We start from the raw sequence: 12,730 nt of genomic DNA, 5'->3' as shown, positions 1-12,730 counted from the left end.
CTACTTATTAAACAGGACGATTCAGTATTAGTAACTGTAATTCCTGTTTTTCTTCGACTGATAAGCCGACAGTTCTTGATTTAGTCTGCAACTGTTCAATTTGTTGTTCAACGCATTGATCAATAATTTTGTCCATTGCGTCTAAAAATACATCTAAGCTGTTGTCTTCATCTTTCGACAACGGTAGCTCCCACGCAGCAAGCTTTGCCATCATGGCTTCATTTTTGGTGCCGCGCCAGTGCTCTAAAAGCTGTCCAGTGCTGATATTGGGGTTATTTCGGCATTTATCAACTATCGATAGCAATAAATTTAAGCCTGATAATTCAATATTATCAAATGCACTCATATCAAATTCGAGTTGAGTGACAAAGTTAGGATGCTGGATCAGCAGGGCAATGACTTCACGCATAGGCGTACGTTTAATTTGTACTTGGCCTACAGGCTTAGATTCTTTGCCATGCATTGATATTAGTTGTTGTAGCTGTGCTTCGTCAGGTAAGCCTAAATTTTTGCCAAGCAGTTCACGTAAGTATAGCCTTAGCGTACCGCCCGGGACTTTATCTATCAGAGGTACGGCTAGCGTACTGAGTTTTGCCTTGCCTTCACGACTTGTAGTGTCAACTTGTAGCATTAGGCTATTAAACAGAAATTCTGATAACGGCATTGCTTGGTTTACGCGAAGCTCAAAGGCGTCTTTGCCTTCTGCGCGAATACAAGAATCAGGATCTTCGCCATCAGGCAGAAACATAAACTTAAGTTGACGGCCATCGGTTAAGTACGGCAATGCTTGTTCCATCGCGCGCCATGCCGCATCTCGGCCGGCTCTATCGCCGTCATAGCAGCATACTACGGTGCTGGTTTGGCGAAATAGGCTTTGGATATGATCGCCTGTCGTGGATGTCCCTAGCGAGGCGACGGCATAATCAACACCAAACTGCGCAAGCGCCACTACATCCATATAGCCTTCAACCACCATGATTTTTTCTGGTTCACGGTGAGTTTGTAGGACTTCATATAAGCCGTAAAGCTCACGACCTTTATGGAAAATGTCGGTTTCAGGTGAGTTGAGATATTTTGGGGTGCCATCACCGATGACACGTCCACCAAAACCGATCACTCGACCTCGACGATCATGAATTGGAAACATCACTCGACCACGGAAGCGATCGTAACGACGACCATTGTCGTTTTCGATCAGCATGCCTGTGTTCACAAGTGCTTTTTGCGATTCATTATCTCTACCGAATCGGCTACGTACCATGTCCCATTGATCGGGAATAAAGCCAATCGAGAACTTCTTAACAATCTCGCCAGATAAACCACGCCCTTTTAGGTAATCGACCGCAATCTCACCTTCTTTAGTACGGAGTTGTGACTGATAGAACTGCGATACTTGGCCCATCAATTCATAGTAGTTGCGTTTATCGGCCGCTTTTGGGCCACGATGTGTATTATTACCATCGTTTTCACGTGGGACTTCTAAGCCTAGTTGCGAAGCAAGTTCTTCAATAGCATCAACAAAATCAAGGCGATCAAACTCCATCACAAAATCAAGAACGTTGCCATGCACACCACAACCAAAGCAGTGATAAAACTGTTTTTCTTGGCTAACTGAAAATGACGGTGTTTTTTCATTATGGAAAGGGCAGCAAGCACCAAAGTTCTTACCTTGTTTTTTGAGTTTCACTCGCGCATCAATGACATCGACAATGTCATGTCGAGAAATGAGATCATCAATAAATGAGCGAGGGATTTTTCCTGCCATAAGAAAGCAAATAACCTGATAGTAAAATGATGAAGATAAGTTTTAGAAGGGATGTGCGATCTGAGATGGTCAGATACAAACAAGCCGCGCATCCCCAAAAGGATAGCACGGCTTGTCGCTGAATAGGAGAGTGATTAACCTAGTTTAGTTTTCACTAACTTGCTAACAATCCCCATATCGGCACGACCCTGAATTTGCGGTTTCAGTACGCCCATCACTTTGCCCATGTCTTGCATGCTAGCAGCGCCAGTCGCAGCAATAGCTTCATCCATTAACGCAGAAATTTCTTCTTCAGTTAATGCTTGAGGCATAAACTCGGCTAGAACACTGATTTCAGCGTGCTCAACATCAGCTAAGTCTTGACGGCCTGCAGCTTCGTATTGAGCTACAGAGTCACGACGTTGCTTTACCATTTTAGTCAATACAGCCAACACGTCGTCGTCGTTAAGAGTGATCTTTTCGTCAACTTCACGTTGTTTAATTGCTGAAAGTGCTAAACGGATAGCGCCAAGACGAGGTTTATCCTTCGCCTTCATCGCCGCTTTTTGTTCGTCTTTAAGACGTTCAATTAGAGTCATTACGCGATCCTTCTGTTTTTAATCGTAAGATTAGTACAGACGAACGCGACGCGCGTTTTCGCGAGCCAATTTCTTCAGGTGACGCTTAACTGCCGCTGCTTTAGCGCGCTTACGTACAGTAGTTGGCTTTTCGAAGTGCTCACGACGACGAACTTCAGAAAGGATACCTGCTTTTTCGCAAGAGCGCTTGAAACGACGTAGTGCTACGTCAAACGGTTCGTTTTCACGTACTTTGATTACTGGCATGTAATACTCACCTCAGAGTGATTCGGTTTAAAGCTGACGTCAAAGTGTCAGCTGATTAAAAATGGTGCGAAATTCTAATCTGATCTAGGGGCATTTGTAAAGCATTCTGCGTCTATGAACTGGTTAATTTCTGTCAACAACGGTAACATGCCCCTTAATTAGTACTTCCTAACCCTATTTGAGTGATCGGTTGTTATTGAAACCATACCGATTTTTCATTTGATCCCCCTAATAGTATAGAGGTTGTTATGCGTATACTGGGCATCGAGACTTCCTGTGATGAGACAGGCGTAGCTATTTTCGATGATGAAAAAGGTCTCTTGGCACATGAACTTTACAGCCAAGTAAAGTTACATGCTGATTACGGTGGTGTGGTGCCTGAATTGGCATCTCGTGACCACGTGAAGAAAACAATCCCATTGATCAAAGCTGCACTAGCATCGGCTGGTATGACGCATGAAGATCTTGATGGTGTGGCTTACACCGCAGGTCCTGGTCTTGTTGGTGCATTATTAGTGGGTGCAACCATTGGTCGTAGCCTTGCGTATGCGTGGGATTTACCTGCCGTTGCGGTTCACCATATGGAAGGTCACTTGCTTGCACCAATGCTTGAAGAGCACGCACCTGAGTTTCCATTTGTCGCCCTGTTAGTTTCTGGCGGTCATACTATGATGGTGGAAGTGAAAGGGATCGGTGAGTATCAAATCCTTGGCGAATCAATTGATGATGCGGCAGGTGAAGCCTTTGATAAAACAGCGAAAATGATGGGCTTAGATTATCCCGGTGGTCCACTGTTGTCTAAAATGGCAGATAAAGGTACGCCAGGCCGTTTTAAGTTCCCACGTCCAATGACAGATCGCCCAGGTCTTGATTTCAGTTTCTCTGGTTTGAAAACATTTGCAGCGAATACTATTCGTGACAACGATGATGATGAGCAAACCCGTGCTGATATCGCTTTTGCATTCCAAGAAGCGGTGGTTGATACACTTGCGATTAAATGTAAGCGTGCGCTAAAGCAAACTGGTTTGAAGCGATTGGTTATTGCTGGCGGTGTAAGTGCGAACAAGTACTTGCGTCAAGAGCTTGAAAGCATGATGAAAAACCTAAAGGGTGAAGTGTTCTACCCTCGTACAGAATTTTGTACAGACAACGGTGCGATGATCGCTTATGCGGGTATGCAGCGTTTGAAAAATAAAGAAACGATGGATTTAGGTGTGAAAGCTTATCCTCGTTGGCCTATCGATCAGCTAAAACCGATTGCAGAATAAGTGTTGTCGTAAGACTGATAGCAAAAAGCGAGGTGATCACCTCGCTTTTTTATTATCTTAAGAATTTGAATTTTTCTTAGCGAATTTGTCCCAAATCTTAGTTTCTTCACCATCGAGTAAACGACGAATATTTTCGTGATGCCGGAAAATAATCAAACAAGAGAGCATAGAAACTGGCATGGTGTATTCTGGTTTGACTAACCATGTCAGCATCGGGGCTAATAGTGCAGCGATCAAAGAAGCTGCTGAAGAATAACCCGTGATTGCCAGTGCAACTATCCATGTACCAATCAACATGCCACTTAAATCCCAGCCAATTGGAGCAAGTGCGCCTAACGCGGTTGCTACGCCTTTTCCGCCTTGGAAGTGAAAAAACAGTGGGTAGATGTGACCTAAACAGGCCGCAATACCAATGATCCCTAATAGGAACGGATTTATACCTAAAAAGTAGCTGATCCAAACAGGCAGCATGCCTTTTAAAATATCAGCAACTAATACCATGGCAGCCGCACTTTTGCCTCCTAATCGAAGGACGTTTGTCGCACCAGGGTTACCAGAGCCACTTTTTCTAGGATCGGGAAGGCAATATAGCCGTGAAATGAGTACGGCACTAGAAATAGAGCCTAGTAAGTAGGCGGCAATGATCATCAGTAGCGCTAATGGCGTCATTTACTATTCCGATTATCTAGGGGCAGTGCCAGTACAACATGAATTGAAATGTTAACTGGATCTTATCTGAGTCAATATTACGGGTTAGAAATTTTGACTCGTTCATGGCTGTGGTATAGTCCCAGCCCAAGTTAACATTGGTAATGTTGCATACTTATTTGCAATATACATGTTAACGAATACTACCTGATAATACGCGTTTTTGCTGATATTGGGTATCCGACCTCTAACAAAATTAGCGATTTAGCATGGATACGGTATTTATCGAACAATTAGAAGTCATTGCCACTATTGGGGTGTATGACTGGGAGCAGGAAATTAAGCAAAAACTTGTGCTTGATTTGGAAATGGCACATGACAATCGTCCTGCCGCTAATAACGATGATGTGATGTTGGCGTTGGACTATTCAACGGTCAGTACCGCAGTCACAAACCTGATTGAACAAGGGCGTTTTTTATTGGTTGAGCGTGTTGCTGAAGAAGTGGCGAGCTTGATCATGACAGATTTCAATGTGCCATGGGTGAAAGTGCGAGTAACAAAACCTGGTGCTGTTGCAAATGCTCGTGGTGTGGGTGTGCAAATTGAGCGAGGCAGTAAGTGATCACAGCGTATATCAGTATTGGAACAAATATTGAGCGTGAATATCACTTAAAAGCCGGTTTAGATGCGGTAAAAAAACTGGCAAATCAGTGGCGAATGTCACGAGTATTTGAAGCTAAACCAGTCGGTTTTGATGGCGATAATTTTTTTAATGCGGTCATTGAAATCCAAACCTTGTTGCCTCTTACTGTATTACAAGTTCAGTTAAAAGAGATTGAACGTCAGCTAGGTCGCCCTGAGCATGCTGTAAAGAATCAAAGTCGTACTATCGACCTTGATTTGCTCTTATACGGTGATGTAGTAAGTACTGAATTGCCTGTACTACCACGCTCAGATATTTACCGTTTTGCTTTTGTGTTATGGCCGTTAAGTGAGTTGAGCCCTGAACTTGTGATCCCTAAAGAGACACAAACGTTAGCTCAACTTTGGCAAAATTTTTCTCAACAGCAGGAGTTATGGCCTGTTGAGTTTGTCATTTAACTATCATAGTTAATTGGTACTAACTATGATGTTTTGTGTTGTAAATTAAGGACAATTAATGAGTCATTTTGAAGCATTCATGTTGGCACTTATTCAAGGGTTAACAGAATTCCTCCCTGTATCGAGCTCTGCTCACCTTATTCTACCTTCTGAAATCTTAGGCTGGCCGGATCAAGGTTTAGCATTTGATGTGGCTGTTCACGTCGGTACTTTAATGGCGGTTATTCTTTATTTCCGCAAAGAAGTCGTGGCGTTACTCAGTGCATGGCTAAATTCCATTTTTAAGCGTGAGCACAGTGCTGAATCGAAATTAGCATGGATGATCGTAATAGCAACGATCCCTGCCTGTATTTTCGGTTTAGTGATGAAAGATTTTATCGAAATGTATTTGCGCTCAGCCTGGGTGATTGCATGTACCACGATTATCTTCGGCTTATTGCTCTGGTGGGTTGATAAACGTGCCAAGCAAACTGATGATGAGTACAAAGCTAATTGGAAAAGTGCGTTATTTATTGGTTTAGCGCAGGCTGCGGCGATCATTCCGGGGACGTCACGCTCAGGCGCAACCATGACGGCAGCGCTTTATCTTGGTTTTACTCGTGAAGCAGCAGCACGTTTCTCATTTTTAATGTCGATCCCAATTATTCTGCTTGCTGGTGGTTACCTTGGTTTAAAATTGGTGACAGGCACAGATCCAATCGATTTTGGTAATCTAAGCATTGGTATTGCTGTTTCGTTTATCAGTGCTTATGCGTGTATTCATGTGTTCTTAAAGCTAGTAACACGTTTGGGTATGACACCATTTGTTATCTACCGTTTGATCTTAGGTATCGGATTATTCTTATTCCTGATGTCTAAGTAATTAGAGCGCGTTATTTAAGATCAAAAAAGCCGACATCACGTCGGCTTTTTTGTGTTTTTTATTTGAGGATAATACTTAGCTACTTTGGCGTGTCGCTTTTAAATGTAGCGTGACTGCCTCTACACGTTTTGCGGCTAACTGCTCTCTGATCTCCGCGCCTTTAAACCCAGCAGCAACAATTGTTTTTACATCCACTTGTTGGGCGATAGCAAATACAGCTTGGAAGATATCAGCTTGTGGGTATGGTGTTTGCTCAAAGTGAGTACGTCCGCGAGCATCAGCACGACAACATGTTGCAAGTTGTGCCACTCTTTCTGGTTTACGCCATGCATCGATTTGATCAAAAATTTTAATAAAAGTGTCGGCACGCATTTCTTCGGCATGGTGGATCTTGGTGTGTTGCTCACATACTAATAGCGCCAGATCGCGATATTCATTAGGTACACGTAAGCGTTGGCAAAGTGCCTTAATTGGTTTGATACCATCGCGACAATGCATCTTATGATGTGGCAAATCGTCTTTTGGTGATAGTGCTTTGCCAAGATCGTGTACTTGTGCGGCAAATCGGATAGTTTTATCTGTGCTGAGCTCAGCGGCTTTTTTCGCAACCAGTAAGGTATGAATGCCACAGTCGATTTCTGGGTGCCATTTTTCGGGTTGTGGGACACCAAAAAGCGCGTCAATTTCAGGCATTACAATCGCGAGTGCGCCACACTGACGAAGAACAGTCAGGAACATTTGTGGATCATTACTTGATAATGATTTTTCCCACTCTTTCCAGACACGCTCTGGAGTTAAGCTTGCCAACTCACCACTAACGACCATTTCTTGCATAAGTGCCATAGTTTCGGGAGCAACAGTAAAGCCAAGATGGGCAAAACGTGCAGCAAAGCGAGCAACGCGTAATACACGAAGGGGATCTTCTGCAAAAGCGGGAGAAACATGGCGTAGCACTTTGTTCGTGATATCTTGCTGACCATGGTAAGGATCGATCAGATCGCCATTAGACGTTTGTGCAATTGCATTAATGGTGAGATCGCGACGCAGTAAATCTTGTTCAAGCGTCACATCGGGAGCAGAATAACAGACAAAACCAGTATAACCGTGACCTGATTTTCGTTCAGTACGGGCCAATGCATGCTCTTGTTTGGTTTTTGGGTGTAAAAACACAGGGAAATCACTGCCGATTTGCTCAAAGCCAGCAGCGAGCATCGCTTCAGGCGTTGTACCGACTACAACCCAGTCTTTATCTGTTACCGCAAGGCCTAATAAGGTGTCACGAACGGCACCACCAACAAGATATGTTTGCAATGAAGGCTCCTTTATCACTCACTCTACAGAGATGAATCTCTATCGCTTTTGTTTAAAACTGACCATAATATCTCGATCAATGTGACCTTGGTCGATGTGCTACAGCAAGGCAGTATACAATATTCGCAAGAATACCGATGATAATAAATCTTGCTATATTGTTGCGTCTTTAAGAACTAATACGCATTTACGTTATTTTAACCACTCATTTAGGCACCAGAGTATTTTCTATGTATCAGGACTTTTTCGGGATCACTGAAGCGCCTTTTTCGATCGTCCCTAGTGCGCGTTTTCTCTACCTCAGTGAACGACATCGAGAAGCATTGACACATATGCTGTCAGGATTAACCGATGGTGGTGGTTTCGGCTTGCTAACCGGTGAAGTTGGAACGGGAAAAACCACGGTATTACGTGCAATGATTTCTCGTTTACCACACCAAACACAGGTAGCCGTGATTTTAAATCCTGCGCTTTCAGCTCATGATTTACTAGCCGCTATTTGTGATGAATTGGGACTCAGTTATGAGTCTGATGCGAGTTTTAAGCAGCTTACCGATATTATTTATCGTCACTTGATGGCAAACCATGCGGAAGGGCGTCAGACCTTACTATTGGTGGATGAAGCTCAGCATTTAATGCCTGATGTGTTAGAGCAATTACGCTTGTTGACCAATTTAGAAACGGATAGCCGTAAATTGCTCAAAGTGGTGTTAATAGGTCAGCCTGAATTACAACAGTTATTGCAACAAGAGCGTCTACGCCAGCTTGCTCAACGCATTACTTCACGCTATCACTTATTACCGCTGACTGAAGCGGAAGTCAGTGAATATATTCACTACCGTTTAACTGCTGTTGATTGTTTATACCCGGTATTTGATGCTAGCAGCATTAAATATATTGCGAAACAAACCCAAGGCATTCCTCGTTTAATCAATTTAGTGTGTGATAAATCGATGCAGCTAGCTTGCCAAGCAGGCACCCATCAAGTGAGTAAGCCGATGGCAGTGCAAGCGTGTGAAGATATTCTAAGTTGGCAAGTGCCAGCCATGTCGTCTTCATCGCGTTCTGGAAGCTCTCAACGTCACCCATCATCGTGGTTACCATGGGGTATCGCTGTAGCCGTTTGCTCTGCTTTAGCGGTAGGGGCATGGCATTATTGGCCGTTGCCTGCAGCACCTCAGGCAACACCGATCAAGCCGAATCAGTCATTGTATGCAGCGGCAGATTTATCAGCTGTAGAGGCACCAGCATCGTTAGCATCAACGCCAGAGATGAATACCAAAGCAACCACGCTTTCTCGCTTAGCAAAAGCCATTGATGGTAGCCGAAAAGAGCGTATAGCGATGCAAAACTTATATCGGTTATGGGGCTTTGATACTGCATTAAATCAAGCAACCTGCGCGACAAGCTCACGTATTAGCCTCGCTTGTTTTGATGGTAAAACGACACTTGCCAAATTAGGGTTAATTAATCGCCCTGTGGTGGTGACATTAGAAGATGGTGCTAAGAAACCGTTTTATGCGGTGGTGTATGCGATTACAGATGATCGTATCGAGCTTTTATTGGGTAAGGAACGTATTTCCGTTTCACCAAAATGGTTTGAAGCCCGTTGGAATGGCAAATTTAGCCTGTTGTGGCGTCCGCCGTTAGGGGATAAAAGCACTATTCGTTTTGGCCAAAATGGCCCTCGAGTGGCATGGCTTGATCAACAATTGAATGATTTCCTTGGTGAGGATAAGCCTCGTAAAGGCTATTTTGATCAATCCGTATTAGATAAATTGCGTCGTTTCCAACGCTCTCAAGATTTAACGGCAGATGGTATTGCAGGACCAATGACACTGATGGTATTAGATTCTGCGATGAATTTACCTGGGCCGACGTTACAGCCGGAGCAAAGTTAATGTCTCAATTGTTAGATAGCTTAAAGCAATCAGATACGAAAAATAGCGATCAAATGGATGCTAAAGTATTACAAGGAGCCGCAAAAGTGGTGCATCCGATGCGTAGTGTTAAAGCACATAAAACATCAACATCGTGGTTATTACCGTTAGTGATTGCGTTATTGCCTGCCGCTTCGATTGTGGCTTATAAATACTATCATCAGTCGCAGTCGTTACATGAACAACAAGCGCCATTAGCGTCAGGAGAAGTGCATGCTGCACCTGTTATATCGACGCAAGAGCAACAAATGTTAAAAGCACCTGCGGCTAAGAAAAAAGCGGTGGTAACCTCTTCAGATCAAGATGTATTGTTTTTGGACTTTCCTTCTTTAGTCACAGAGCCACTTCCAGTGGGGGATAGTTTGTATTCGGCAGAGCCTGCGTATCAAGAATATAAGGTGACAGAGCCTGTTCAGTCATATTCTGCCAATGAACCAAGCTATGAACAACCTGATGTGAGTCAGCCTACACCTAAGAAAGCGGAGCATTATCAAGATCCTTACAAGCTTGATAATTTAGATTTATCAGGATTATCACCTGAGCTTGCTGCGCAGTTGAAGTCTGCCATTGTGGCAACTGATGGTGAAAACTATCAAGACAACGAGTTAGATCGTAGTGTTGATGAGGAAGCTACGAAACCTGTTGCTGCTAAGCCTAAAAGCAAGGTGATCCCGATTGGTTTATTACCAACATCGGTTCAAAACCAATTACCGAAAATGAACTTTGAGCAACATATTTACTCTTCAAAACCAGCAAATCGTTGGGTAAAGGTAAATGGTAAAGAATTGCATGAAGGTGATGAGATTGCACCGGGCGTGAAACTAGCACGAATTGAAGCTCGTGATGTGATCTTGAAATACGATGGTTATGAAATCAGTATGCCAGCACTTTCAGAGTGGTAACGACAAGCAGATAATAAAAAAGGCAGCTGTGGCTGCCTTTTTTGATCAAACGTTATAGATCTGAGTCTATTAGGATTATGCCCAGCCGTTATTACGCTTGCGACGACGTGGGATAATGTGTGGAAGCACAAGACCAAATAGAAGACCTGCACCAGCCACTAAACCACCGTAAGTGAACCACTTCATTAGTAGATCATCTTTTTGGGTATCGATTTTAGCGCGTAGTTCACGAATTTCATCTTGAGATGATGATAACTCGCTTTGTAGTTTGTTATTACGCGTTTCTAGATCGTTAATTTGACTGTTACGTTGCGCTAAGGTGTTTTTTAGACCTGCATTTTGCGTATCGCTTGATGTTAGCGCTTCTGCTAATTTTGCTTTTACTTCCGTTAATTCGGTTTGCAGTGCTGGCACACGCTCTTTAAGGCCCATTTCATTAGAAACAAACTTTGAATCAACCCAACCACTACGACCACGATCATCGGTGATTTGAGTAAAGCCAGCTGCTTTATTTGAGCTAAGTAGGGTAACTTTAGTACCAGCATCAACGCTACCGATAATACGGTACTGTGTGCCGGGACCTGAATGCATGTAGGTGAATAGGTTGTCTGAGATATAACGAACCTGTCCTGCATTTGCTACTGGCGCAACAGCAGCACAAATAAGTAAACAAAGACTAATGAGGTACTTCACAATCTGATCCTTGGGGAGTCTTAATTTTGTTAAGGTCGTTGATAGTAAGAATTTTGGAAGGAAGGTGCAAGAAAAGAGGGAGGCTAAGCCTCCCTCTTTTGAACCTGTGCCACTATTTAACCAAATACGGCTTGCATAATGTAGAAGAAAATGACAGCAAGTAGCGCACCTGCTGGCAGGGTAACAACCCATGATGCAACGATGTTACGAACAACACCTAGATTTAGTGCAGCGATACCACGAGCAAAACCAACACCTAAAACCGCACCTACTAGTGTTTGTGTGGTTGAGATAGGTAAGCCTGTACCTGATGCTAAAACAACCGTTGATGCAGTTGCTAACTGAGCAGCGAAACCACGGCTTGGTGTTAACTCTGTAATACCTGTACCTACGGTAGCCATTACTTTATGACCAAGCGTTGCTAGACCGATAACAATACCGATACCGCCAAGTGGAAGGATCCACCATGCAATTTCACTTTGTGCTGCGATTTGACCTGAATGTTCGATTGTAGAAACAATCGCAGATAGAGGACCAATCGCATTGGCAACGTCATTTGAACCATGAGCAAATGCCATTGCACATGCTGTTACAACCATCAACACGCTAAATACGCTTTCTACGCCAGCATAACCGTTGCTATCAACAGAAGAGCCGTCATCAGTATATTTACGTTGAATGTAGAAGTAACCTGCAACCATCACGATAAGTGATACTACAAGTGATGCTACCCATGCTTCACCATTTGTTAGATGCAAACCTACGTGCTTTAGACCTTTCTTAATTGTTACCAATGCAATGACCATCGCAGTGATAAACATGTACATAGGAACAAAGCGCTTTGCATTTATAAGCGGTGTATCAGTGTCAAAAATTAACTTTTGTGCGCTGATAAAGATGAGGTAAGCAAAAATACCTGCGATAAGAGGTGTAATTAACCAGCTACCAACAATACCTTGGATTGAGTGCCAATCCACTGCATTGGTACCAACAGACACACACGCGAAACCGATGATAGCACCGATGATTGAGTGAGTTGTTGATACTGGCCAGCCCATATAAGAAGCGAGAAGTAGCCATGTACCAGCAGCAAGAAGTGCTGACATCATGCCGTAAACGAGTGTTTCAGGATGGCCTGCATACAGTGAGGTTTCGATAACACCCTTACGGATAGTATCGGTGACTTCACCACCTGCAAGGTAAGCGCCTGCAAATTCAAAAATCATCGCAATGATGATCGCTTGTTTCACTGTTAACGCTTTTGAACCAACTGAAGTACCCATGGCATTAGCAACGTCATTCGCACCAATACCAATCGCCATCAAAAGACCAAAAATAGCTGCCACTCCAATAATCAGAGTGCCGTAGTTAGCCAGGATTTCCATTGTAAAACCTTGTTTTTGTTAATTCTCGTT

The 12,730-nt window shown here is 43.5% G+C and carries 13 protein-coding genes; 6 read left to right on the top strand and 7 right to left on the bottom strand.

Annotated features, from left to right (window positions below; all coding sequences use genetic code 11):
• Nucleotides 1–7: 7 nt before the first annotated feature.
• The 3 genes from dnaG to rpsU all read right to left on the bottom strand — a co-directional run bounded on the left by dnaG (nt 8) and on the right by rpsU (nt 2,589).
• Complete coding sequence (dnaG, locus tag Q7657_RS06805; RefSeq protein WP_053987222.1) at nt 8–1,765, bottom strand: DNA primase; 1,758 nt, start codon at nt 1,763–1,765, stop codon at nt 8–10.
• A gap of 134 nt (nt 1,766–1,899) precedes the next feature.
• Complete coding sequence (locus Q7657_RS06800) at nt 1,900–2,343, bottom strand: GatB/YqeY domain-containing protein (RefSeq protein ID WP_053987221.1); 444 nt, start codon at nt 2,341–2,343, stop codon at nt 1,900–1,902.
• Between the two features lie 30 nt (nt 2,344–2,373).
• Nucleotides 2,374–2,589 carry a 30S ribosomal protein S21 gene (rpsU, locus tag Q7657_RS06795; RefSeq protein WP_005301411.1) on the bottom strand — a complete coding sequence of 72 codons (216 nt, stop codon included), beginning with the start codon at nt 2,587–2,589 and terminating at the stop codon, nt 2,374–2,376.
• A 248-nt stretch (nt 2,590–2,837) separates the two neighbouring features.
• Between rpsU and tsaD the strand changes: the two genes are divergently transcribed.
• Complete coding sequence (gene tsaD, locus Q7657_RS06790; RefSeq protein WP_107167043.1) at nt 2,838–3,857, top strand: tRNA (adenosine(37)-N6)-threonylcarbamoyltransferase complex transferase subunit TsaD; 1,020 nt, start codon at nt 2,838–2,840, stop codon at nt 3,855–3,857.
• A gap of 57 nt (nt 3,858–3,914) precedes the next feature.
• On the opposite strand, the gene plsY is transcribed toward tsaD, so the two are convergent.
• Nucleotides 3,915–4,526 (bottom strand): glycerol-3-phosphate 1-O-acyltransferase PlsY, encoded by a 612-nt coding sequence (plsY, locus tag Q7657_RS06785; RefSeq protein ID WP_107167042.1) that lies wholly within the window; start codon nt 4,524–4,526, stop codon nt 3,915–3,917.
• A 248-nt stretch (nt 4,527–4,774) separates the two neighbouring features.
• Here plsY and folB point away from each other — a divergent pair, with 248 nt between their 5' ends.
• Genes folB through Q7657_RS06770 form a run of 3 tightly spaced genes read left to right on the top strand, consistent with a single transcriptional unit; the run spans nt 4,775 to nt 6,469 of the window.
• A complete protein-coding gene (folB, locus tag Q7657_RS06780; protein WP_053987218.1) occupies nt 4,775–5,128 on the top strand; it encodes a dihydroneopterin aldolase in 354 nt (117 codons plus the stop codon).
• Nucleotides 5,125–5,607 (top strand): 2-amino-4-hydroxy-6-hydroxymethyldihydropteridine diphosphokinase, encoded by a 483-nt coding sequence (gene folK, locus Q7657_RS06775; RefSeq protein WP_107167041.1) that lies wholly within the window; start codon nt 5,125–5,127, stop codon nt 5,605–5,607. Before folB ends, folK begins: the two co-directional genes overlap by 4 nt.
• A 58-nt stretch (nt 5,608–5,665) precedes the next feature.
• The gene (locus Q7657_RS06770; RefSeq protein ID WP_008989798.1) at nt 5,666–6,469 is read left to right on the top strand and encodes an undecaprenyl-diphosphate phosphatase; all 804 of its coding nucleotides are present in this window, start codon (nt 5,666–5,668) and stop codon (nt 6,467–6,469) included.
• A 75-nt stretch (nt 6,470–6,544) separates the two neighbouring features.
• Here Q7657_RS06770 and Q7657_RS06765 read toward each other — a convergent pair whose 3' ends face one another.
• Nucleotides 6,545–7,780, bottom strand: a complete 1,236-nt coding sequence (locus Q7657_RS06765; RefSeq protein ID WP_107167040.1) for a multifunctional CCA addition/repair protein — start codon at nt 7,778–7,780, stop codon at nt 6,545–6,547.
• A gap of 230 nt (nt 7,781–8,010) precedes the next feature.
• Between Q7657_RS06765 and Q7657_RS06760 the strand changes: the two genes are divergently transcribed.
• Together Q7657_RS06760 and Q7657_RS06755 are read left to right on the top strand one after the other, a co-directional pair.
• Nucleotides 8,011–9,681 (top strand): ExeA family protein, encoded by a 1,671-nt coding sequence (locus Q7657_RS06760; protein WP_181319889.1) that lies wholly within the window; start codon nt 8,011–8,013, stop codon nt 9,679–9,681.
• The gene (locus Q7657_RS06755) at nt 9,681–10,622 is read left to right on the top strand and encodes a general secretion pathway protein GspB (protein WP_107167039.1); all 942 of its coding nucleotides are present in this window, start codon (nt 9,681–9,683) and stop codon (nt 10,620–10,622) included. The genes Q7657_RS06760 and Q7657_RS06755 overlap by 1 nt, the downstream gene beginning before the upstream one ends.
• 75 nt (nt 10,623–10,697) lie before the next feature.
• Here Q7657_RS06755 and Q7657_RS06750 read toward each other — a convergent pair whose 3' ends face one another.
• Together Q7657_RS06750 and Q7657_RS06745 are read right to left on the bottom strand one after the other, a co-directional pair.
• Entirely contained in the window at nt 10,698–11,315 is a 618-nt protein-coding gene (locus Q7657_RS06750) for a TIGR04211 family SH3 domain-containing protein (protein WP_107167038.1), read from the bottom strand.
• Between the two features lie 116 nt (nt 11,316–11,431).
• On the bottom strand, nt 11,432–12,700 hold the full coding sequence (locus Q7657_RS06745) for an inorganic phosphate transporter (protein WP_008989793.1): 1,269 nt from the start codon (nt 12,698–12,700) through the stop codon (nt 11,432–11,434).
• Between the last annotated feature and the right edge of the window lie 30 nt (nt 12,701–12,730).

The sequence above is a fragment of the Candidatus Photobacterium acropomis genome, assembly GCF_030685555.1.
GTDB classification, from domain to species: Bacteria; Pseudomonadota; Gammaproteobacteria; order Enterobacterales; family Vibrionaceae; genus Photobacterium; species Photobacterium lucens.
Note: the sequence above shows the minus strand (reverse complement) of the source record. Positions and strands in the feature narration are given on the sequence as shown.